A 23,065-nucleotide genomic window follows, 5' to 3' on the forward strand; every position below is an offset into this window, starting at 1 on the left:
ATTCTATCAAATTACTACCTAAAGATAGGGTTTATTTTCGCTGCTTAGACCGGATTTAAGGTGAGAGCTGTACGTTGAAATATTGAAACTCATTAGGGTACTTTTGGACGAGGCATAAAGCGGATGCCTGGGGTGCCCTTTTTTTGTGTGTGGCTGGAGTTGAAGCCATTCGAGGGTTGTACACTCAGAGATCCCTGAGATTTGCCGGCAACTTTTATACAGATACGCTCTTTTTTCTATAATATCTCCCCAGGCTGCCCAAAGTCTGCGTATAGGGTATTGTTTTAGTACTTGTGCGATCAAGGTTAGATTATACTTGTTCACTGTTGATGATAAATGGGCAGGAAGGGTATTGGGATGGGTAGCGATTCGCGGACTTAAATTAAAGATCACCCAGCCGTCATAGCCCCAGTACTTGCTGAATTTCTCTATGCGCGTTACAGTTCTGTCCGGATGGCCCGGGGCAGCTGTGCTGGGATTTGCCCCGATGACCCCCAGCATATTTTTACCGGGATATCCAAGGGCATACCGAAACCGGTTGGAAGGCGATCTTTCGTATATCCAGGTACCCGATGTCATTTGGATTCTGTGTAATGGTTTTTTACATCCTTCAGTTTTTGAGCTGAATCCTCAAGACCGCCGGGTCGGTTTCGTTTGGTCCACAGTCTTCGGTGTTCTGTGATAAGCTGACCCAGTTCATCTGATAATTCTTGCCTTGTGGTTTCATCAATACTGCCTACATCACCCCCGGGAACTTTTAATCTTTCTTTTCCCAGCCTGATGGCATGCAAGGCAAGAGAAGAAGCGAGTTTTAATTCATCCCGCAACAGCTCACTATCTATGGTTTGCGGTTTGGAGTTCTGAAGGATTTCAAGGGCTTTTTTGATCTCTTGCTCTGCTCTTGAAAGTCCCTTCAGGTTCATTTCTTTGGTTTGGTAGTTTCCCTTTAATGACCAGGCAAAGCGATGCAGCATCAGGTGAAAGATATTAGCATTTCCACCCGGAACCCCTGTTTGGGTGTATGCATTTCCTAATTGAAGCATGGCCTTGCTAAACTGCCCGGAAGGGTCTTTAAAAATGTGGATATCCATCCAGGAATCCAGGCCGGGCTCCGGATCTGCTCCGGTATTCCAGGACAAAGAGGAGGCCATGATGATGGAAGGTATACTGATCACCGCCGGTTGCCAGTGGCCGTGATCGCCCCAGTCGGTAAGCAGGAAACCATCAGCTCCATAGGTAATGCCATTGGTGGCTGCATTTCGAAGGTTTTCAAACCCATTCTGATTTCTCCCGATCAAAGACCTCCAGGTAGATGTTCCGGGACACACATAATAGGAGATGCCGGCCTTTTGAAATTTGGGTAAGTTCTTATCGAAGGGGTACGTAGCGCTATAACCCCAAACCAAGGCAGTAATATCTTGGGGTAAGTCATCGATGAGTTCCGGATGATTGAGAATGATATCTCCCCAGAACTGTACTTTTTTGCCGTGGCTTGTGGCCGCCCTATGTAATTTTTTAAGGTAATCCAGATAAACCCTTCCTTTTCCTGATTTCCGGCATTCTTCCGCCGAACGGCCGAGTCCGAGTTCGATGGTTTCATCGCACCCAATGTTGAAATAGTCACTGCTGAAGTTGGGCAGCAGTTCGGCATATAATGACTGCATCAATTCGAGCGATCCCGGGTTGGTCGGATCCAGCGAATGTCGCTTTCGAAGCCCCCAGATGGTATTGCAATTTTCAGGACATTCCGCCAGGTGCAGATAGCTGTCGTGCTCCAGCCAGCGCTCCATATGGCCAAAAGAATTCTGGTTGGGTACCAGGTCAATATTTCGCAGTTGGCAATAGGCGTCAAGCTTTCTTATTTCTTCCGGGGTCATGGGGCTGGCATCTTGCCAGACCTGCTTGTGATCTTTATAAGCAAAAGTATGTTCGGTATACAATTGAAGTTCGTTGTATTTTAACGCAGCAAGCCGGTCGATCAATGTATATAGCCCGCTCATTGTGGGCACCTTATCGCGGCTGATATCGAGCATATACCCCCTACGTTTGAAATCAGGATGATCTTCTATCGTGATAGCTTGTTCGAGTCCCTGTTTAACAGAGCTCAGCTGCTTCAGAGTTTGCCAGGCATAAAAGATCCCGGAACGGTCTGCAGCCCTGATGTCAATGGAATCATTGTACACTTTTAAATGATATCCCTGATCTTTCAGCGTGGTGTCAAGTGAAATAAGAATCCTGAGCTTGGCCGGGGTCTCATTGCTATCTAATAACCACTCGGCCTCCATCTCCTCTTGTAACAAGGTATGCATTGGCAGGACCATCGTTTTCAGTGCTTTTAAGGCTACAGAGTCTATGCCCTTGCCATCATGGTGTTCCATCTTTTTGGGAATTGGAAAAACCGTTGAAAATTCATTTGCCCATAACGAATTGCTTATGGTAAGACTTATGATGATGATCAGGCAGGTATGCAGAGGTTTCATGTTGGTCTGTTAATTAATAGAATTAAGGGAGAGCGGAAGCTATGAAGCTTATCCCCGGGGAATGTTGATGGTCAGGTTATCATCCTTTAAATATACATGACAGCAGTCGGCACCGGCAACGATGGAACGTTGAACAACAATTTCCCCATTGACAGATCCCGAAAATTTAAGAAATACAGTGGTGTTTCTGAATTCATCGCTGTAGGAGTCGTCAATAACAGGGTAGATTCCGTTATTTCTATACCATTCGAGTTCTCCGTCCGAATAGGAACCGGTTATATCTTGCCCTGATTCGGATATGATAACGCTAAAATCATCCAGAGCAACAGGATCACCGTTATCATAGGTGATGGTAATAGTCATGGTTCGAAAATCCTCTGTACAGACAACATTATCACAAGAGACTTCAGAATCATCACTGTCTTTGCAGGAAATACCCGTTACAAATAAGATGAGGGCAATAAATAATCTAAACCGTTTGACGATTACTAAGTTTTTTAAGGTTTTATATAGAAGACCTGTCATGAAAATGGCTTGGTTTGTTTTTTAAAAGTACACAAAATTTGACCAAACCGGGTCTTTTATACCCTCTTGGAATGTACTAAAGGGCATGGCAGGGCAACCAACAAAAAAAACCGGCATTAGCCGGTTTTCTGTTTTTAATCACGATCTGCAATTAGTTTACCACTACAGGAAAACTTACCTGTACATCTGTTTCTCCACCCAGGTCATCTCTGGTTTCCCCCGTTTTTGAAGTGGGCTCATGAACGAGGTAAATAACCACACTGGTCTGTGTTGTTCCAGTACCGCTCCATACGGTATTGATCCCGATAGGATTTCCTGCATTGTCTTCTATATCATTAGCTGCAGAAGTAATGGTCAGGGTATTGGAGGCTACCTCATAAAACACCTGGTGCTCATCGGCCTCTGCTATTACTTCCTCGGTAATATCTTCTTTATTGGCAGGGTCCGAATTATCAAAAAAACCAACGGTAGCTTCATACGATTTCCCGGCGTCTATGACAATATTTGCTGAGGCTCCTGTACCTTCATTCCATTCATAGGTTTCGGTATTGGTGGTGCCGGTTTCTGTAATGGTCAGAACAACCTGGTTGATCACCTCTTCTTCATTGATTTGGTCCGGAGTGTCATCATCGCTGGAACAAGCGGTTAATGTAATAATTGACAGTGCTAAAATTGCTGGTTTAAAGAACTTTTTCATGACTATTTTAAATGTTTGATTTAATAATTGAATTTTAATTGTAATTGTATATTTCTTCCCAGGTTATCTGCATAGAAGCGTTGCCTGTTTAGATAATCGCGGTATTCGGTATTCAGGAGATTACTTCCTATCAGCGTTAACCTTAATCCTGATTCAGGGCTGAGATCAAAGTCCATAGATATGTCCATCCCCAGCAAATGATAGGCCGGGGGAGGGGTACTCAGGTCTACGGTAGTGAGTACCTGTTCTCCATTCTCTATAATGTTAATATCAAAGTTGTTGTCCGGGAAGTTGACCTGCTCGAAAACGTAATCGCTTCGAAGGTTTACATTCAGGTTGTGAAACCCGGTAAGTTGATAGGAGAGTCGATTGCTGAAGTTCGCTGCCGGAATATCCATTAGTGGCACCTCGCGTTCAAGATCTTCTCCATACACATAAGAGAAACTGTGAGCACTGCTCAACTGTCCGGTGTATTCAAGGTCAACATCAATATCTATCCCAAGCATATTCGCATCGGTTTGACGGTATTTCCAAACCGGAAAGGCCCCGCGGATGGTTTGTTCAAGTCCCCTGGGCTCTAATTGTATGAAACCATTGATATGGCTGATAAAGGGAGCGAGGTTGAAACGGAACATCCCCCTTCGTTTTTCAAAAGAAGCAGAAATTTTATGAGAGACCTCTGAACTTATATCCAACCCACCGGTCTCTATAGCCGCAGCAGAGTGATGCAAGCCGTCACTAAACAGCTCTGACGGGTTGGGTGCCCGGGAAGCCATGGAATAGTTTAACAGTAATCGATAATCACCTATGCTGTAATTGGTGCCAATGACCCCGGAAAAGTTATGGTAATCAAATACCGGATTCACCAGGATCTGGTTACCGGAAACCTCCCGTTCAAATTCAGGATATTCCACATCATAACCTTCTCCCTGCCAGTCTTCGAGATCATAAAATTTCTGGGCGTCCATACGAGTAAAATCGTAACGTATACCAGCCTCAATTAACCAGGAACTATTTAAACGATAATCAGCGGTTACAAATCCACCGAGATCCCAACGGTCATAGTCGGGAATAAGTCTTCGTACCCCCGTGGAAGGATTTGGGAAATTGGTTTGAGCCATAGCCCTTAGCCCTGTATTCAGGTTGAAATCCCGATTGGCATCAAACTCAAAATCAGTATTCAGGGTATGGGTGGTAAGGGTCAGATCAAGAGATGGTCTGTCTTTATTGTCTTCTCCCCGACGGATATCGAATTCGAGGCGGTTGTTTTTTTGAAAATCATATTGCAGGTTCCATCGTCCAAGGCCTTCCACTCTTTTGAATAGGTTGACCTTGGCCAGGTGATGTTGTACATCCTGTTTTGGTGCCAGAATTTCATAGGTGTGATCCCTGATCACCAGAGGTTCTTCACTGTTAAGAGCTCGCACCAGGTCATCTACATTTCCGATATGGGAGGCCCGTAGAATACCGATCTCATTGTTGTAATAGCTGTAAAAGGTTTCTACTCCGAAGCCTAAACTACGGTAACCTACAGCCCCGGTAAGTCCTTTCTCGAAAACTCCCGTATTGCTAAGAACATAGTTTGGAGCTTCAAAATCGCCATACCGTTTCAGGCTTCCCTGTACTTTTGCATACCAGCCGCTTCGGTACCCTTTAACCAGGGAAGAGGTGAGGGCACCTCCTCGACCATTAGTAGCACCGGTGAGGATGATATTGCCGTATAAGGTGTCTTTCAGGACTACTCTTTCCGGGTTAGCAATGATGATCCCTCCAATGGCATCGCCTCCGTATTTGAGGGCAGCAGATCCTTTAACCACAGAAAGCCTGGAAATACTGTTTAGATCAAGGTTGGGGGCATGTTCTGAACCCCATTCCTGGTCCTGCATGCGCACCCCGTTGTTCATGAGTACCACACGGCTGCTGTGCAACCCCTGGATGACCGGTTTTACAATGGTATTCCCCGTGTTTAAGGTAGATACCCCGCTGAGCTCCTTAAGAGCATCACCGAGATTTTGTCCGCTGTAACGTTCCAGGGTTGCCTTATTGATCAACTGTTCCTGGGCTGTTTTAGTTTCCTTAATGATCCTGGACTCAGTAACAACCACTTCCCCTAACTCTTCCATATGATGCTCCAACCTGAAGCGTTCAAAGGTGTCACCCTGGATGTCTACTTCGGTGGTGATATTCTCACAATCAGGATGTGAGACCCTTAGGGTGATACGACCATCACACAATCCTTTCAGGGTGAACTTTCCGTTAAAGTCGGTAACAGCTGACTCCTCCATGCCTTCAACGGTGATGATCGCTCCAAAAAGAGGCCGTCCGTCATGAAAGTCCACGACCTCACCGATCAGGATCCTTTCGCAGGTTTGGGCGTGTAAGGATTGATAATTAAACAGAAGTACTGCAATGAGCAGAGAAAGATATCTCATGTAAAAGGTTATAAGATTTTATACCACGAACAGAGCACCTTGATTTTGGGGTGCTTCAACGATCTGAAAAAGAAATGGGTTAGGCCTGAAGCACGGAAGGAGGAGGACGGGAGTAGATATACTCCTGATAATCTGAATCGGTAAGTGGAGCCTGGTAGCTGTTGTTGCTTACCTTTTGAATAGGAGGTAAAACAATGAGCTCTTCCAGGGGAGCCCCATCAAAAAGCAATACCGGAGTATCTCCAAAGGTAATAGCTTCATCACATACCTTACAGGTCTCTATGCTGTCACTATCATGTGAAAAGGTGTGATATACAGCAAATTGAGCTGAAAGGAAGGCAGTAAGAAAAATTACTGCAAGAATGCTATGCGCCTTTTTAACGTACATTACTACAAACCTATAAATAAAATATGCAGGAGAATGTTAAAGAAAATAAAAATAGAAAGATAGGGATATGGGGATATGGGGAAGTAGGGATATGGGGAAGTAGGGATATGGGGAAGTAGGGAAGTAGGGAAGTAGGGAAGTAGGGAAGTAGTGGCCAGGTGGCGCGAGGGCAATTTGAGGATGTGGTGATATGGTTGAAAATTAAATACTTCCTTAACCCTTAACTCCTTCGCCTCTTCGCCCTTTTACCTCATAACCCCATAACTCCCTGAAGGTGACCTATATCATTTTTTAAAAGGATAGAGGGATTTAACTTAGGGTTCATAAGTTCAAATTAAAATATCAGGTTATGTCATTGGTAAGATTTAAAAGAAGGCGGCCGTGGTTTGCTGAAGAGCTCACGGACCTCTTTTCAACAGAAGGCCTTTTGCCGGAAGAATGGCAAAATAGGGCGGTACTCAGGCAACCTGCAATGAATATCAGGGAAGGTGATGAGTACTATGAGCTGGAGCTGGCTATCCCCGGGAAGCATCGGGATGATTTCAAGATTACTGTAGAGAACGGTTACCTGGTGATCGAAATGGAGAAGGAGGATAGCACAGAAGAAACCAAGGATCAATACAGAAGGAAGGAATTCAGTTTTGAACAGTTTAAACGTTCGGTATTGCTGCCGGAAAATGTGAAAGAAGATGCTATCAAGGCGAATTACAAGGACGGGTTGTTAGTGATCACGGTACAAAAACAAACCGTTCCCGATGAAAAAAGTGTGCGCAGGGTTCATGTAAGTTGAGATAAAAGAATTGGAGGAAAGATGAATACAGGAAATAGAACGAAGGAACTAGATCATCAAACGGCGAGGGTTATGCATCAGGATGCAACCGATTGGCTCTCAGAAATGGAGTTTATGGATGACGAGATGGCATTTTTCGCAGAAATGCTAAGAAATTACTTTTTGGCCCTGGCTGTGAAAGATTTTGAACAGGAAAAGCTGCTGCTCAGGGAGCGAAAAATTATTGCGAATGAGATCATCCTGATGAAACAGCGGGTAAATGAGCATCACGATCACCTGATCAACCTGATCGAAATGGTTCATCCTGAAGCTAAGGAAAGAGCGCTGGAAACAGAGCACTTTGAAGTGGCCAGGGCTGTCAGGAAGCTGAGAAAAGAATTTATGGATTATAAAAAGCGCCTTTTTAAAGAGGTTTCAGAGGTAATAAAAGAACAAAAGCAAAAGAGCTTGACCCCCTAATACTTATTTATGTGAATACAGGATTTTAGAAAAGGAACCAAATGGTAATGATACCGATCGATGAAGGACTATTTTGGCTTGGAGGAAAGCCCGATTCCATTTGGTTCCTAACCTGTTGTTAAGTGTCTCTTTTTAAATGTACCGGTAGTTCCTAATGGGTAAAATTGTAAATTTAAGTATGTCTGGGTTTATTGCTTATCAGGAGATTTTTGATGTGCTTACCAACTCTATCTCAGAAGGGGTGTTGGTGGTTGACGAAGACCAGTCTGTCCTCGCAGTTAATAATACCCTGCTTAATATTTTTGGGTATAACAAAGAGGAGGTGGAAGGGAAGGACTTTGAACTGCTCATTCCCGAAGTGAAGCGAAAAGAACACCGGCAACATTTTAAAGGCTTTCTTCAGGACCATTCCCTACGCCGAATGGCCAGTGGAAGAGTGCTATACGGCCGGCATAAGCAAGGACACCTAATACCCCTTGAAGTAGGTCTTACCCCCGTAAAAACAGATGAATCATTCTTTATTGTTGGTTTGGTACTTGATGTGACTCATAAATACGAGAAAGAAAGATCTATAGAGAAACTCAACCAGGAGTTGGAGACTATGGTGCAGCAGCGCACCCGGCAATTAAATGATTCGATCGAAAATCTTACAAGGGAATGTGAAAAAAGGGAAGTAGCCGAAAATAAGGTACGTGAGGCCCTCAGGCGGGAAAAAGAGCTCAATGCCATAAAAACGAGTTTTATGCAAATGGTATCTCACGAGTTTAAAACTCCCCTGAGCGGCATACTCACCTCTGCCATGCTTATCGAAAAGTATAAAGAGACAGATCAGCAGGAAAGACGTATTAAACATCTGGAAAGTATTAAGCGCAAGGTACAGCACCTGGATGCCCTGTTGAATGATTTTCTTGCCGTAGAACGGCTGGGATCAGGAAGGGAAAATTATCGTTACTCTGAATTCTGGCTCAGTGAATTGTTGCAGGAGGTTACCGAAGAAAGCAAACATTTACTCAAAGCAGGTCAGCACCTGGAGGTGAATTTACCGGATGAAAAGGTTCATATGTTTCAGGATAAAGTAGTGTTAAACCTGATCTTGTCGAACGTATTGAACAATGCCATTAAATATTCAAATAGTAAAGGGGATATTCTTTTGAATGTAGAACGCCTGAACGATCAGGGGTTATTGAAAATACAGGTGGCAGATAAAGGGGTGGGGATACCCCAGGAGGAACAGCAATACATCTTTTCCCGCTATTTCCGGGCCTCCAATGTCCAAAATCTGAAAGGAACAGGTATCGGGCTGAACATGGCCAGGAAACATTTACACAACCTTGGCGGACATATATTCTTTAACAGCAGGGAAGGAGAGGGTACGGTTTTTACCATCATGATCCCTGAAGCATTACAGCAATGAAAAAAGTACTTTTGATAGAGGATGATGACCAGCTTCGGGAGAACATTACCGAATTGCTGGAGATCTATAACTACCGTGTTTATGCTGCAGAAGAAGGCAGAAAAGGGGTAGACCTTGCTCATGAGGTACATCCGGATGTGATCGTCTGTGATATCATGATGCCGGGAATGGACGGGTACCAGGTCCTTGAAAAGCTTTCTCATGAAAACGATACCAGAAAAATTCCCTTCATATACATGTCGGCCAAATCAGACCGCTCTGATGTGAGAAAAGGCATGGATCTGGGAGCCGATGACTATATTCCCAAACCATTTGAAGAAACTGAGCTCATCAGTGCTATTGAGAACCGTATTGCCAGGGTCGAGATACTTCGAAAAAAGGAAGAAGAGGAAGGGCCCGGAAATGAAACGCCTGCCATACAAGACCTGGAGAATCTGAGATCCTGGTTTGCCGGGCATGGAGAGATCGTTGAATTAAGATCAAAAAATCATGTCTACGAAGAGGGTAATCATTCCAACTATGTATACCTGATCAGAGACGGTATGGTGAAGACCATTACCATGGATGAGTCCGGACACGAGCTGATCAATAAGGTCTATCGGGAAGGTGATTTTTTCGGATATACCTCCCTGATGGAAACTACGCCCTACCGGGAGTCGGCCATTGCTATTAAATCCTGCTCCCTGTTTGCAGTGCCAAAAGAGATCATGTCCGATATTCTGCTGAAAAATCACCACCTGACCCTGGCCATCATTGATCTGTTATCATCAGACATCATCTCTTATAAAGAGCGTTTGCTTCAAATGGCTTACGGTACTGTTCGTAAGAAGGCGGCGTCTTCCATTTTGCAGTTTCTCAGTCAATTACAGCCAAAACCCGGAGAGGGTATCTATATTTCAAGGTCTGACCTTGCCAGTGTGGCAGGGATCGCACCGGAAAGTTTTATTCGTGCCCTTACGGAATTTAAAAATGAAGGACTGATCACTTCCAAAGGAAGAAATATTAAGGTACTTGATGTAGAAGGTCTGAAAAGGATATGATATCCTTGCGCTTCAACCCTTTATTTATGTAGCAGGGGGTAAATATCCTGTAAGTTTTTTATTTATTGTAATTTTAATACAGGCTGTATTTGATTCGTGGATAGTTTGTTACAAATAAGAGATCGGGTGGGTTCCTTCTTTGATGAGGTAGGTGACCTGTCACGGTTCACAGCCAGGTTCTTCAGAGAGGGTTTTCGACCTCCGTTCGAGTGGTCAGAATTTTTTAAGCAGTGTTATAATGTGGGGAATCGTTCCCTTACCCTTGTCGGCATTACCGGTTTTATTATCGGTATGGTGTTTACCATGCAATCGAGACCAACCCTGATCGAGTTTGGAGCAGTATCATGGATGCCTTCCATGGTTGGGTTAACCATCGTACGTGAGGTGGGCCCTGTATTGACTGCCCTGATCTGTGCGGGGAGGATCGGTTCGGGAATAGGGGCCGAATTAGGATCGATGCGGGTTACCGAACAGATCGATGCCATGGAGGTCTCGGGAACCAATCCGTTTAAATATTTGGTAGTCACCCGGGTGATGGCGTGTATTTTCATGTTGCCTCTCCTCGTATTTTTTGGAGATGCCCTGGCCTTATACGGTTCATACCTGGTAGAAAATATCAAGGGAGATGTTTCTTTTCAACTCTATTTTAATCAGGTGTTTGATGCCCTGGCCTTTGGTGATCTTCTGCCATCTACTTTCAAATCCTTCTTTTTTGGATTGGCTATCGGAGTGGTGGGGTGTTATAAAGGGTATAATTGTTCTAAAGGAACTGCCGGAGTGGGGGTTGCAGCAAATACGGCCGTAGTAGTGTCATCTTTATTACTGTTCATTTTAGATTTTATGGCGGTTATGGTCACTGATATTTTTTACGATCTATGAGCAGGGTAAAGGAATTTAATACGGAGAATTCGACGGCGGGGGCAGAGACCCGGGAATGTGTTTTGGAGATAAAGGATCTGCGCAAAAGTTTTGGTACCAACAAGGTATTAAACGGCTTTAATATGAACCTGTATCAGGGAGAGAGTTTGGTGGTGATGGGAAAATCAGGTTCCGGGAAATCTGTGATGATCAAATGTGTAGTGGGCTTAATGGAAGCCGACCGGGGAAGTATTAAAATTTTGGGAAAAGAACTTACCCACCTGGAACGTGCTGCCCTTGATCAGTTAAGAGCTGAAATAGGGTTTTTATTTCAGGGCAGCGCGCTGTATGATTCCATGACCGTCAGGGAAAATCTTGAATTTCCGTTAAGAAGGCATGCTGCACGTATGAAGAATGACGCCGATACCGAGACCCTGGTACTGGAAGCACTGGAGAGTGTAAAACTGGCACATACGGTTGATCTTATGCCTAATGAGCTCTCCGGAGGAATGAAACGACGTGTGGCCCTGGCGAGGGCCCTGATCTTGAAACCCAAAATAATACTCTATGATGAGCCTACAAGTGGCCTTGACCCGATAACATCAAAGGAGATCATTAATCTAATGCAGGAAGTACAGCAAAAATACAATACCTCATCCCTGATCATCACTCACGATGTAGATTGTGCCAGGGTGATCTCAGACAGGATGGTGCTTTTGGTAGATGGTATTAACTATGCTGAAGGCAACTTTAAGGAGTTGTCACAATCGGTAGACCCCAAGGTAAGAGCGTTTTTTAAATAAGTAAGTATGAAGTCAAACACCTCCAGAAATATTCGCCTTGGCATCTTCGTTATTGCCGGAATGCTCATATTTTCTCTGGCGGCCTATTTGGTGGGCAGCGATCAGAGCATGTTTCAGGATACCTTCCGGCTGAGGTCACAATTCAGTAATGTAAATGGCTTGCAAACAGGTAATAACGTAAGGTTTTCGGGGATTCATGTGGGCACGGTTAAACGTATTCAAATGATCAACGACAGCACGGTGGAGGTGGAAATGGTTGTTGACAAAAGTATTCAGGAATTTATAAAGACCAATGCCAGGGCTGCCATAGGTTCTGATGGTTTAGTGGGCAGCAGGGTCTTGAATATTGTTCCGGGGTCAGGAGATGCCCCGGTGGTGGTCTCCGGCGATTATATTCCCGGAGTCACCAAATTAGGGACTGAACAAATGATGAATACTATCGGTACCACCAGTGAGAATATATCTTTGCTGGCGGCAACACTACTTGAAATAACCAATGACATTAATTCCGGTAAGGGAACACTGGGTATGCTGATTAAAGACACTATTACCGCCTATCACTTCAAAGAAACTCTTAAAAACCTGAGAGCTACTTCTGAAAAGGCGGCCAGCAGTATGGAAGAGATCAGGAATGTGGCTCAAAGTTTGGATAGTGGCGAGGGGTTGGCCTATGCAATTCTAAGAGATACAGCACTTGCAGGGCGCTTCAGAAATGTGATGAGTGACCTCGAAGCTTCCGGGAAGAATATCAGGAGCCTGAGCGATTCACTGGATGAAATGGCCTCCAGTATTGGATCAGACGGTGGCGCTTTGAATTATCTTACCGGAGATGAAGAAGCAGCACAAAAACTGCGAGCGATCCTTGATAATGTGGAGCAGGGTACTGAAAAGTTTGATGAGAATATGGCTGCCATGAGAGAGCACTTTCTCTTTAAGAGCTATTTTAAAAAACAGGAGCGGAAGGCTCAAAAGGAATAAAAAAAACCCGGATTCAAACGAATCCGGGTTTTTTACATATGATGTTCTGTGTACTATCTTCCGTTCTTCACAAGCTCTCTGAGCCACAGGTAATACTTGTCGAACTTAGGATGTAATTTGATGTAAGTTACATCGGCCTCTGCAGCCTTTCCAACAGCATCGATCCTGCCGGCCTCTATCTGTCCTTCATTTACCAGGTGGTCTGCAATGACCGCCGCCTTATTGGCAACATTTGACCAGCTTTTGTTTCCGAGACTTTCTATAGTCACCGCCAGGGTATCGTGTTTGGCGATGGTTTCAGAAAGGCGATTGATAAAATCTTTTCCTCCCGCACTGAGTTCTATTTTGTTGTTAGAACTTCCAAAGGTGGTGGTGTTATTAAGGATCACCAGCACAGCTCCGTTTTCAACCCCGATCTGGGCATTTTCACCCAGGGTTCTTTTCAGGTCTGTCAGTACCATGTATGAAATGGAATCATGGGCACTAAAGCTATCGGTCATTGCTTTGAGCTGGGCTTCTGTTTTTTGCATTGACTCCAGGGTTTCTCCAATATAACTGGTTTTCTCAGTAGAAGCCTGAATGAATTTATTCAGGTTGGTAAGCAGGTCCTGGTTGGTTTGCTTTAACTGTTCATTCTGACTTTCAATAGTAGTTACTTTGGTCTCAGCAGTCTTCAGGGCCCTCTGCGTGGTAATCAGCTCTGATTGAAGGGAATCATTTTTAGAGTTCAGACTACTTACCTGTTCAATAAGTTCGCTTCTTCTCTGAGCAAACACCTGGGTGGTAAGCAATAGTGCAATAAAAGCAGGTAGGAGGGTTCTCATAAGCACAAGGTCAATTTTTTGGTTAATAGGGCGCAAGATATTAAATTTTATGAGGATTAACAGCAACTTTTACCCTCCTTAATATGCGCCTTTTTGAATCGTTAAAGGTCAATGATTTCAGTCTTCGAGTCTTGACTGACATTACTATCTGATAAATAGTTTTTTAATGGTCTTTACAAAACCCAAAACAAGGATCCCGGCAACTAATCCGGTCAGGAGCTCTCCAAGCAGGGCCGGAAAGCCGTGGAGCAGATCGTGAAGAAAGGGCAGATTATGAGCGAATATTCCCCCGGAAACCAGAAACAGGGCAATAGTACCAATAATACTTAAAGCCTTGATGACCTTAGGAAGGGCATTCACGAGAAATCGTCCCAGTTTATCAGAAAAGGAGTGGTCTTCTTCATTGAGGTGAATGAGCCGGTATCCGGCGTCATCCATTCGAACTATAAGGGCAACAATGCCATAAACCCCAACGGTGGCAATAATAGCAATGATAGAGACCACCAGGATCTGTATCTTCAGGGGCTCACTCATTACGGTGCCCAGGGCAATGATCACGATCTCGACCGAAAGTATAAAGTCTGTGATAATGGCAGATCGGATCTTTTTCTTTTCCTTTTCAAGGATCTCTTTTTTGGTCAGCGTAAGATCCGGCTTGGTGGTGGTATGTTCTTTTTTATGAAAAAAGAATTCATAGACTTTTTCAGCGCCTTCATAGGCCAGGTAAAAGCCTCCGAGCAGGAGAATGGCAGTTACTGCCCACGAAGCATAGGCACTCAATAAAAAGGCTATCGGGAGTATGATGATCTTATTTAAAAGTGAGCCTTTAGAAATGGCCCAAAGCACCGGGAGCTCTCTCGAGGAAACGAAACCGGAAGCTTTTTCTGCGTTTACCGCCAGGTCGTCCCCCAGGATACCTGCCGTTTTTTTTCCGGCCACCTTGGTCATCGAGGCAACATCATCCATCAGGGCTGAGATATCATCAAGTAAAGCAAAAATTCCGGAGGCCATAAAAAAGCGTTTTTTAGAAAAAATGGTTATCCAAGTGGTGAAAATACTACATTCTTAGACTTTAAACAATCGGCGGTCAATGGGGAAATCGGTGATCTCTGTGATTTTTATTTGATCTATGTCGGGGTGGTTAGGATTGATGAGGATATTATACTCTCCCTTCACCACTGAAGAAGGAACCTTACACGCCACTTTTTTCTTTTTATAGATGAAAGCATCTCCAAGCTCCCGGGTAGCTTTGATATGCGGGAAACTGTTCCACTTACCAGGAAGATCGTCGGGGTTGATCACATCGATCTCGAGTGCATCAGGAATGTCTATCTCGATCATCACATACCCCGAGGGTAAGGTGCCTACAGAAAAATGTACAGCAACCTCTGCCAGGGCCAAAGCTCTGTTTTCTGCAGTGTAAACCATTTCAACACCCTTAGAGTTCCAACGATTAGATGCCATTGCGGCCCCTCTGCCACTTAAATGATCGGGATATTTTTTTCTCCCAAGTCGGTATACTTTCATCAGGCGAATATTCCGTGGTCAATGCGATGCAGTTCATTCATGACCAATTCCTTGCCGTAAGAATCACGCAATAGTTCTGATGGTTTTAATTGACCAAGAGCAAAGCAAGGGGTATTCAGCCATAAATAGAATTGATCTGAGGAGTCAAATACAGTTCTCCCAAGGTGGGTTACTTCGGCCAGTTCAATGATCTTCTCAGTATGTATAGGCTTAAAAAGGTAGGAAGGGTCATTTTTATGGCGAAGCAATGTTTTCTTAGAAATGTTCAGGAAATTGGCCCAATCTTCTTCGGTAAATGGCATAGCCTCTTTGATCACGGCGAAAAGGCGGTAAGGAATGCCTTCACGAATAGATCTGATGATGAGCATTTTATTGTTCAGAAAATCGGCATAGGTAAATGTCTTGTCTGGAGTTATAGCATCATCACCTATCTTTCTCAGGTAGGTTCTGATAGCCTGATCAAGTACCTTGTTCTCGGTTTTGGATTGATGATATGTTGAAGCCGCGCTCATGAATTGGATATTTGTCTATAAATATAAGACAATTGTCTTTGATAAACTTCAACATTTCGATTTATTTCGCGGTCAACACTGAATGAACGGCGGTCATGACTTCCATTTTATCCTTTAGAGTCATTCTCATCATTTTATGAAAGAATTCCTGGCGGTCTTCAGGATATACCATTTTAATATGGGGCGGTACGCCTCGATACTCGTAATTATTGTGATCCATATCGAAATACAGCTCGTTAGAAATACTAAAATACCAGCCATTAGGGAGTTGTTTTTCGAGAGCATCGGAGAGCGCTCCCTGGGTGGCTGTACCAATTCGTGTAAAGTTTGGAAGCTCCATAGAGGCGAGGGCGATAAAATCTGCAGCACTCGCAGTTTGGCGGGAAGTAAGCAGGAACACCGGTTTTATATAAGCCTGCGGAGCTGACTCAAGGTAAATGGTCTGTTGGTCAGAGAAGCGTGAACCGGCCCTGGCCTTTTTACGGGCAACTGCTCTCTTTTGCTGATTGAATTTCTTAAGGATCTCCATGCTAGCCACATCCTGTCCGCCTCCATTAAAACGCACATCAACGATCATTGCTTTGGTGTCTTTAAGGTCGTTCATGATGGTATCTAAAAGCGCAGCTACCGCCAGTCGTTCCTTTTCTATATAGGTGCCCTCGTACTCCTTTTGCATGGCTTGCACGTAGGCATTCACAAAACCTTTCTCTTTGATGGTGGTTTCCTCTAAATCAAGGTCGGCAAACAACCACATGGCTTTTATCTGCATATACCCCAGGGAGTCTTTCATCTTACCCCAACGAATCAGGGAGGTATTTCGGGTTAACTCTTCATCAATATAGATGTCTGAAACCCTGTCTGCCACTTCAAAATCTCCGTATTCCTTTTGGGTTTCCGAAGTACTTTGAGGGATCTTTTCTTCAGAAGCTTTCTCTGGATGAATAGTCTCAGGTTTTACAATGGTATGAGCAATCACTTCTTCAGGCACCTCCAGGTAACCATGGTTGTCATTCATGGCAGAAAGAACAGTTTCAATGCTTTGATATAGTTGTAGTTCTGAGGGTGTTTTTTCCAGTTTCTTTCTTTCACTTTTAAGCGTGTCTTTAATGGAAAAATCCAGCAGGTGGTCAAAGGCATAATGCACCTGAACGGTATAGGCAAAAGCATCAAAATTCATTAGTACATCATTTGAGTTTTCAGGGGCTGAACTACATCGGTTGGTTACTGCAGCATTCCCGGTAAAATGATAGACAGATGTACCTTTAAAAAGCTGAAGGGTGTCGTCAACAATTTTCAGATGAGGTTCTAATTTGCTCAGGGCTCCCCGCTCTTTTTTAATACACACGTTTTGATAGGTATCAAGAAATTCATAGTCCTTATTCTTGATAATAAGTGTCAGGCTGTAACCGTCAGCATACCAGTTCCCATCAAGAGATCCTGAAGGAGTTTTACGTTTGCAGGATGTAAATAGAAAAATTAAAAGACAGAAGGTGATACGAATGGTTATCCTCATAAGATATCAGGTTTATATAAGGATAACGATTATACCTTGTTGTTACACCTTATCGGTATCAGGGAGCTTCATGATCAAAGGATTGAAAGCTTTAGCGGCCACCAGCACCTGGTCTCCTGCCTGTATCTCCTGAACTTCATTTTCATGGGCAATAACTCTGACGATCTCCTGGTTGACGAGTATACTGACCACATAGATCACTTCCTGTTTTTGAATGTCCAGAATTTTTCCCGTGAACTGAAATTTACCGCTGAGTTTATGATGCGAAAATATATCCAGGGGTTTACCGCTGCCCGTTATCGTTCCATGATCAAGGGTGACCACCTTGTCTGAAAGTTTGTGGATCTCTCCAATATCATGACTCACAAGGATGGTAGTGAGTTCAAATCGTTCATGGAGTGTTCTCAGGTGATCCTGCAGTTTGACCCGCATGGAGCTGTCAAGGGCCGACAAGGGTTCGTCAAGAAGGAGTATATCCGGCCTTTGCACCAGTGCTCTGGCGAGGGCGGCTCTTTGCTTCTGGCCTCCTGAAAGGTCTTCAGGAAGCCGATCCTGAAGATTTTCGAGTTCAGTAAGGGCAATTAGCTCTTGTATGGTATGGGGGTTTTTATTGCGGCCTTGTGCAAACTCCAGGTTTTTACGTATGGTAAGGTTAGGAAACAGGGCGTAGTCCTGGAATACAAACCCGATCTTTCTTTTTTGTGGCGCAAGAAAGATGTTCTTTTTGCCACTGTACCAGGGGCGCCCATTCACTTCAATAAGTCCGCTATCAGGACGCATAAGCCCGGAAAGAAGTCGTAAGGCTGAAGTTTTACCAGCTCCTGATGGGCCGTATAAGGTTATAAATTCACCTTTCATTACCTCCAGGTCAAGATGGAGTTCGATCTCACCTGTTGCCGCCAGCAATGATTTTCTTATGTTCATTTTGATCATTTCCAAAAGCGCTTTAAATAACCTCCGTTAATGAGGTATACCATTAAGAGAATGGTAAAAGTGGTGAGGAAGAGGATTAAAGAATAGGTATTGGCCCCGGCATAGTTCATCGCCTCTACCTCATCGTAAATAGCAATGGATGCAACCTTGGTCTTATCCGGTATATTACCACCTATCATGAGTACGACCCCAAATTCTCCTATGGTGTGGGCAAATGATAACACGATGGCCGTAAGCAGTGCCGGGCGGATATTAGGCAGCAATACCTTAAAGAGGGTTTGCCGTTTTGAGTACCCCATAAGGTAGGCAGCTTCACGAATGGAGGGCTGACTTCCGGCTAATCCAGAACTAATGGGGTGAACCATAAAAGGCAGGCTGTAGATCATAGAGGCCAGCACAAGTCCGGAAAAGGAAAATACCAGTCGGATTCCAAACCACTCATCCAGCCAATTGCCAAAAGCCTGGTTCGGGCTGAAAGCGATAAGAAAATAGAAACCAAGAACAGTTGGTGGCAGCACCAGTGGCATGCTTACCAGGGTTTCAACGACGGGCTTTAGTCTTGATCTTCCAAAGGCCAGCCAGTAGGCCAGCGGTATTCCTATAATAAACAGCATCAGTGTGGTTACCAGGGCGAGTTTAAAGGTTAATATGATGGGCCCCCAGTTCATAAGGAAGAAAGCATAATATCATTTAACTTTACCATAGCAATAACGGCTTTCCCGGGAAGTAATTCCAATTGTTCAGACATTGAAGTTGGGATAACAGCCTCGATGTTCCCCGCATCTGATTTCAGGGTGATTGCCGTAAGAAGTTGCCCTTTTTCCACATGGTCAACAGTGCAGGGTACCCTGTTCTCAATACTTATCCCGGGCTCGGTATCACAGGATAAAATAACCCCGGTCTCTTTAAAAAGTAAAGTTACCTGGTGTTCGGGAGTTAGATAGGGTGCGGTCTCAGGTGTATCAATAACGAGAACATTTAAGCTGATACCTGAATTGATATTCACCCTTACTTTGGAGAGGCTTCCCCGGCTTTCGATACTTTTAATATACCCTTGAAATTTATTCATCCACAGAATATCCGAAACGGCGTAAGATTTTTTTTGCTGTTTCCGAGGATAGAAATTTACAAAAAAGGATTTCTCTACTATAATCTGTGTCGTTATTTTTAATGATAACCACCCCTTGTTCAATAGGGTCATAGGTGCGCGGATCAATATCTTTATATTTCCCTTTGTCTCTCATTTGAGGAGAGGTCACGATCGATTTCGCAGTGATGCCTACCTGGGCTGAGCGGGAAAGGATAAACTGATTGGTTTGTGTGATACTTTCTCCAAACACCAGTTTTCCCTCTACCTCATCATGTACACCATGAAAATGGAGGGCTTGCTTGGCGGCAAGGCCATAAGGAGCTAATCTGGGGTTGGCAATGGCAATATGTTCAATACGTTCATCTTTCAAGCCTTCCATACTGGGTTCAATATCATCAAAGAGTGTCCACAGCACTATTTTACCGTAGGCATAAACCTTGGGAGAACTGGCCGATAAACCCAATCGTTCGATCTCCTTTGGAAATTTCATATCTGCCGAAACCAGAACATCAAAAGGTGCTCCTTCCCGGATCTGTGCCGTAAGCTGACCGGAGGCTCCTACAATGATCTCACAGGGAATTCCGGTTTCAAGACTATAGGCTTCGGCAATCTCATCCATGGCATATTGCATATTGGAAGCCACCGCAATAGTGATCTTTTCGGTAGGCTCTGGGATACGACAGCCTGAGACGCAAAGCAACAGGGCTAAAAAGCTTAGTGCGAGGTTGGATATGTTTTTGAACAGCCTGAATTTCATCTTATCCGGTAAATCACCAAATGGTCCGTATGGTTCTATAATGGTGAGTCAGAATTTCGAATGTATGAAAAGAATTTCTAATTGTCATCTTTCATCCTAAACATTTGATCATTAAAAACCTGTAATTCAGCATCTTGAGTCTTAGTTGCAAATGCAGTTCACGATGACTGTCTAGGTTTCCTACTCACGTAGATATAGTCAATGATCAGAGGTTCGAGTCCGGCATCACGAAGCATTGTCATGAGTTGTCCGCGGTGATGCATATGATGATTTCCGATATGAAAAAGAATCTCTTTTATACTGTTTTCAAATTCGTTGCCTTGCGTATCCTGATAGTTGATGAGGTCTGACAGAGGGTAGGTTTGTAAAATATTCAGGGATAATTCGGTATTATGCCGTTCTAACTCAGGATATTTTTCAGGCTCATGAAGTTGAAAAACACTGAAGGCGGGGGTATTCAGAATTCTGGCGTTCCATAACTGGTGTGCGTTGAGCATATGACAAAACAGACGGCGCATTTGAGGGGTAATGGCTGTTTCATGTTCCTGAAAATACAAGATGGTTTCCCGGTTTAATTTGGAGTGGTAGGCAAAAATCTCCTTGAAAAAATCATTCATGGTCTGGTTTTCTGTAATTGGTAGAATTGCTCATTAATGATCATGTCTTGTGTAGCAGAAGGTTGATGCTGATAGCTTTTTGAGAGGGAAAAAAAATCCTGCTGATCAACAAGTTCATATCCCGGGAGTGATTTGTAAAACTTTTCCTCAACCGTCTGATACCTTGCCTCTTCAGTGCCATGAGGATTTTCTTTTTTCATGAAATCCAACAAGAGCGCAAAAGCCTTGCTTTCGGTGTCTTTTGCCCTAAAGGAAACACTTCCGATCCTGTCGCCTTGTTTTTGGAGGGTATTGAATAATTGAAAAAGGCGGAGCATTTCTTCCCGGGTCAGGAAGAACAATACCCCTTCCAGTAGAATAAAGCAAGGGCTGTTTTTTTTGATGTCATTTATTTTACCAATCAGCTCCTTCTCATAGTTTTCACTAAAATCACAGGGTATACGAACAATATTTCGTAACGGTAAGATGCCCTGATCTTCCCAAAGTTCAGTTTTTTGATCTTTATGCCTGATCACCTCAGGCTTGTCGATCTCGATATGTTTTAGTCCGTGAGGGAGCAGGTACGGATACATGCTGAATCCGCACCCGAAATTGATGAGATATTCAATATTCCCGTCCTTAAAAAGCCGGTGAATACTATCCAGAAAGTAGCGATTTCTCATGCTGTGAGCAGCCGATTCTTCCCCGGTAACGGTGCTGAGGTAGGTATCTGCCCAGTGCTGAACCCTGTCATTCAACCACAGATGCGCAAATTCATCCTTGCTTAATAACACATGCATAGCTCTGAAGGCACTGGTAACAAAGGCGGTTTCGTGAACTTCCATAGTATTCTTAAAAGAATTAAAGCTGCCCGTAGGATCCGGAAACCTTACGACTTTACCTATAAAGCTAGTAAAATAGAATCAATAGTGATCTGCAACTAACTTTTTAACTGAGAAGTATTTTCACTAACAGTTCTAATGGGTTGAAACGGGTTGATTATTTGCAGCAAAATGAAGCACTGTTTCCTTAACAGCCTCCCAATCGGTATATTCGTAATCCTGATCTGTGTCTGTAGCACCGCCCTGTTTAGCGGCGATCATACGCATAACCAGGCGTTTGAAGTAATCGTATTGGGTGTATTTCAAGGCTCCTGCAATATGCCAGGTCTCAGTTGGTGTCCATCCTGTGTTTTCTAAGAACTCTTTTGCAATCCTGTGAGCCTCTTCATGTTCGTCTTCTATCTTCGAGGCGACAGCCATACAAACAGAGAAAAATGCTGAGGGTTTATGATTGAGTTCTTCCTTATAGGTGGAGATATAGTTCTTTACCCCATCATGATATCTATGGGTGTGAACAGAACTCCCGATAAGTACGGCATCGTATTTATGGGGTTGCGGAGGTTCTTCAGTTACATCGGCCACAGATGCCTTAAACCCGGCATCCTCTAAAACCTCTTCCATATACCTGGCAATTTTGCGGGTTTGACCTTCCCCGGTTCCATAAATGATCAGAAATCTCATGTCTTAGAATTTAAAAGGTTGAAATATGTAATTCAGCACCGGAAGTATCCTGTTAAATGGTCATAATATCACCTGATGAAATTACAGGACTATGGCTCAATGAGCAATGATGTGTATCAGTTTCCTGTAGGGTATTAAACATACCTTTTAATGGTTGCTAGGATGAAATTGGAATATTTGTACAGGGTAGTGGTTAATGTCAACTCGAGTGATCCAGCTATGCGGGATCGTATCGAGAGGCTTTCTAATTTAATAGTCATTAAATAAGAACCGGATCACCCCTTCAGTCAAAGCCTGCAGCTTTGACACCTTCACCTGGACAGAGAGGAACGAAATTTTGCAAATTATCGTCTTTGCGAGTCTGGAGAAGTGAGACGTGGCAATCTCCCGAAACTTGCTCAATGCCTTTCGGAACCTTATTTAAGCATAAGCATCGTTTTACATATAATCAACCCACCACTCAAACATATCAGACCGTTGTACAGTCCCACCAGGAAATATACCAGTAGTCTGAGGTATCATGGTAGTATTGAATGACGTTAAAATCAATAGCGGACAGTATGCAGAAAAGAAGAGGTCAACTTCTTATAGCTGTTTGTTGAATTCCAAGGCTTTTTCTACCCAAAAGTCCAGGTCGGCTTCCGAATCAAACCCTTCCGGATCTATAAACAAAAACCCTCGCATAACCTTGCCCGTAAAATCCATTTCCCTGCTTCCCTTTTTAAACAGGAGGTCTTTTTCTTTAGCCTTTCCCACCCGGACCATGAGCCGGTCTGCTCCTGCAGCTTTATCCTGGTCAATACCCAGGCACATCTTCCCGTTTACCATAAAAATAAGGCCTCCCATCATCTTTTTTTCTTCAATGAGGTTTCCTCCCTGAAGTCGGGTTCGAATGCGTTCTGCAAGGTATTCACTGTACGCCATTA

The 23,065-nt window shown here is 43.8% G+C and carries 26 protein-coding genes; 7 read left to right on the top strand and 19 right to left on the bottom strand.

Going from position 1 to position 23,065, the window contains the following annotated elements; translation table 11 throughout:
• Positions 1 to 18: 18 nt before the first annotated feature.
• From E7Z59_RS07740 to E7Z59_RS07765, 6 genes are all read right to left on the bottom strand, one after another.
• Positions 19 to 579, bottom strand: coding sequence for a DUF1643 domain-containing protein (locus tag E7Z59_RS07740; RefSeq protein WP_136335750.1), 561 nt, complete (start codon positions 577 to 579; stop codon positions 19 to 21).
• Positions 576 to 2,480, bottom strand: a complete 1,905-nt coding sequence (locus E7Z59_RS07745) for a beta-N-acetylhexosaminidase (protein WP_136335751.1) — start codon at positions 2,478 to 2,480, stop codon at positions 576 to 578. The genes E7Z59_RS07740 and E7Z59_RS07745 overlap by 4 nt, the downstream gene beginning before the upstream one ends.
• Positions 2,481 to 2,528: 48 nt before the next feature.
• The gene (locus E7Z59_RS07750; RefSeq protein WP_136335752.1) at positions 2,529 to 3,005 is read right to left on the bottom strand and encodes a hypothetical protein; all 477 of its coding nucleotides are present in this window, start codon (positions 3,003 to 3,005) and stop codon (positions 2,529 to 2,531) included.
• Between the two features lie 151 nt (positions 3,006 to 3,156).
• Positions 3,157 to 3,702, bottom strand: a complete 546-nt coding sequence (locus tag E7Z59_RS07755; RefSeq protein ID WP_136335753.1) for a type 1 periplasmic binding fold superfamily protein — start codon at positions 3,700 to 3,702, stop codon at positions 3,157 to 3,159.
• A 20-nt stretch (positions 3,703 to 3,722) separates the two neighbouring features.
• Positions 3,723 to 6,134, bottom strand: a complete 2,412-nt coding sequence (locus E7Z59_RS07760) for a TonB-dependent receptor (protein ID WP_136335754.1) — start codon at positions 6,132 to 6,134, stop codon at positions 3,723 to 3,725.
• 79 nt (positions 6,135 to 6,213) lie between these two features.
• A complete protein-coding gene (locus E7Z59_RS07765; RefSeq protein ID WP_136335755.1) occupies positions 6,214 to 6,522 on the bottom strand; it encodes a hypothetical protein in 309 nt (102 codons plus the stop codon).
• 349 nt (positions 6,523 to 6,871) lie between these two features.
• Between E7Z59_RS07765 and E7Z59_RS07775 the strand changes: the two genes are divergently transcribed.
• From E7Z59_RS07775 to E7Z59_RS07805, 7 genes are all read left to right on the top strand, one after another.
• A complete protein-coding gene (locus E7Z59_RS07775) occupies positions 6,872 to 7,312 on the top strand; it encodes an Hsp20/alpha crystallin family protein (protein WP_136335756.1) in 441 nt (146 codons plus the stop codon).
• 21 nt (positions 7,313 to 7,333) lie between these two features.
• Positions 7,334 to 7,771 (top strand): hypothetical protein, encoded by a 438-nt coding sequence (locus tag E7Z59_RS07780; RefSeq protein ID WP_136335757.1) that lies wholly within the window; start codon positions 7,334 to 7,336, stop codon positions 7,769 to 7,771.
• Positions 7,772 to 7,949: 178 nt separating this feature from the next.
• Entirely contained in the window at positions 7,950 to 9,185 is a 1,236-nt protein-coding gene (locus E7Z59_RS07785) for a PAS domain-containing sensor histidine kinase (protein WP_168731255.1), read from the top strand.
• Positions 9,182 to 10,225, top strand: a complete 1,044-nt coding sequence (locus E7Z59_RS07790) for a response regulator (protein WP_136335759.1) — start codon at positions 9,182 to 9,184, stop codon at positions 10,223 to 10,225. Before E7Z59_RS07785 ends, E7Z59_RS07790 begins: the two co-directional genes overlap by 4 nt.
• A gap of 105 nt (positions 10,226 to 10,330) precedes the next feature.
• Positions 10,331 to 11,104: an MlaE family ABC transporter permease gene (locus tag E7Z59_RS07795; RefSeq protein WP_394346652.1), complete on the top strand. Its 774-nt coding sequence runs from the start codon at positions 10,331 to 10,333 to the stop codon at positions 11,102 to 11,104.
• Positions 11,101 to 11,886, top strand: coding sequence for an ABC transporter ATP-binding protein (locus tag E7Z59_RS07800; RefSeq protein WP_136335761.1), 786 nt, complete (start codon positions 11,101 to 11,103; stop codon positions 11,884 to 11,886). The genes E7Z59_RS07795 and E7Z59_RS07800 overlap by 4 nt, the downstream gene beginning before the upstream one ends.
• Positions 11,887 to 11,892: 6 nt before the next feature.
• The gene (locus E7Z59_RS07805) at positions 11,893 to 12,864 is read left to right on the top strand and encodes an MlaD family protein (RefSeq protein ID WP_136335762.1); all 972 of its coding nucleotides are present in this window, start codon (positions 11,893 to 11,895) and stop codon (positions 12,862 to 12,864) included.
• Between the two features lie 53 nt (positions 12,865 to 12,917).
• Here E7Z59_RS07805 and E7Z59_RS07810 read toward each other — a convergent pair whose 3' ends face one another.
• The 13 genes from E7Z59_RS07810 to E7Z59_RS07870 form a co-directional block, all read right to left on the bottom strand.
• Positions 12,918 to 13,688 (bottom strand): hypothetical protein, encoded by a 771-nt coding sequence (locus E7Z59_RS07810; protein ID WP_136335763.1) that lies wholly within the window; start codon positions 13,686 to 13,688, stop codon positions 12,918 to 12,920.
• Between the two features lie 144 nt (positions 13,689 to 13,832).
• On the bottom strand, positions 13,833 to 14,699 hold the full coding sequence (locus E7Z59_RS07815; protein ID WP_136335764.1) for a DUF808 domain-containing protein: 867 nt from the start codon (positions 14,697 to 14,699) through the stop codon (positions 13,833 to 13,835).
• 54 nt (positions 14,700 to 14,753) lie between these two features.
• Positions 14,754 to 15,215, bottom strand: coding sequence for an RES family NAD+ phosphorylase (locus tag E7Z59_RS07820; protein WP_136335765.1), 462 nt, complete (start codon positions 15,213 to 15,215; stop codon positions 14,754 to 14,756).
• Entirely contained in the window at positions 15,215 to 15,727 is a 513-nt protein-coding gene (gene parS / locus E7Z59_RS07825) for a type II RES/Xre toxin-antitoxin system antitoxin (protein WP_136335766.1), read from the bottom strand. Before parS ends, E7Z59_RS07820 begins: the two co-directional genes overlap by 1 nt.
• Before the next feature lie 61 nt (positions 15,728 to 15,788).
• Positions 15,789 to 17,240, bottom strand: a complete 1,452-nt coding sequence (locus E7Z59_RS07830; RefSeq protein ID WP_136335767.1) for a S41 family peptidase — start codon at positions 17,238 to 17,240, stop codon at positions 15,789 to 15,791.
• 42 nt (positions 17,241 to 17,282) lie between these two features.
• Positions 17,283 to 18,164, bottom strand: a complete 882-nt coding sequence (locus E7Z59_RS07835) for an ABC transporter ATP-binding protein (RefSeq protein WP_242015638.1) — start codon at positions 18,162 to 18,164, stop codon at positions 17,283 to 17,285.
• A gap of 5 nt (positions 18,165 to 18,169) precedes the next feature.
• Positions 18,170 to 18,841: a molybdate ABC transporter permease subunit gene (modB, locus tag E7Z59_RS07840; RefSeq protein ID WP_136335769.1), complete on the bottom strand. Its 672-nt coding sequence runs from the start codon at positions 18,839 to 18,841 to the stop codon at positions 18,170 to 18,172.
• Positions 18,838 to 19,242 carry a TOBE domain-containing protein gene (locus tag E7Z59_RS07845; protein ID WP_136335770.1) on the bottom strand — a complete coding sequence of 135 codons (405 nt, stop codon included), beginning with the start codon at positions 19,240 to 19,242 and terminating at the stop codon, positions 18,838 to 18,840. The genes modB and E7Z59_RS07845 overlap by 4 nt, the downstream gene beginning before the upstream one ends.
• The gene (gene modA / locus E7Z59_RS07850) at positions 19,235 to 20,020 is read right to left on the bottom strand and encodes a molybdate ABC transporter substrate-binding protein (RefSeq protein WP_136335771.1); all 786 of its coding nucleotides are present in this window, start codon (positions 20,018 to 20,020) and stop codon (positions 19,235 to 19,237) included. The genes E7Z59_RS07845 and modA overlap by 8 nt, the downstream gene beginning before the upstream one ends.
• Before the next feature lie 158 nt (positions 20,021 to 20,178).
• Complete coding sequence (locus E7Z59_RS07855; RefSeq protein WP_136335772.1) at positions 20,179 to 20,637, bottom strand: DinB family protein; 459 nt, start codon at positions 20,635 to 20,637, stop codon at positions 20,179 to 20,181.
• Positions 20,634 to 21,461, bottom strand: coding sequence for a class I SAM-dependent methyltransferase (locus tag E7Z59_RS07860; protein WP_136335773.1), 828 nt, complete (start codon positions 21,459 to 21,461; stop codon positions 20,634 to 20,636). Before E7Z59_RS07860 ends, E7Z59_RS07855 begins: the two co-directional genes overlap by 4 nt.
• 132 nt (positions 21,462 to 21,593) lie before the next feature.
• A complete protein-coding gene (hemG, locus tag E7Z59_RS07865; RefSeq protein WP_136335774.1) occupies positions 21,594 to 22,139 on the bottom strand; it encodes a menaquinone-dependent protoporphyrinogen IX dehydrogenase in 546 nt (181 codons plus the stop codon).
• A gap of 585 nt (positions 22,140 to 22,724) precedes the next feature.
• Complete coding sequence (locus tag E7Z59_RS07870; RefSeq protein ID WP_136335775.1) at positions 22,725 to 23,063, bottom strand: TfoX/Sxy family protein; 339 nt, start codon at positions 23,061 to 23,063, stop codon at positions 22,725 to 22,727.
• Positions 23,064 to 23,065 lie beyond the last annotated feature (2 nt).

The organism is Robertkochia marina (assembly GCF_004799345.1).
Classification (GTDB): domain Bacteria; phylum Bacteroidota; class Bacteroidia; order Flavobacteriales; family Flavobacteriaceae; genus Robertkochia; species Robertkochia marina.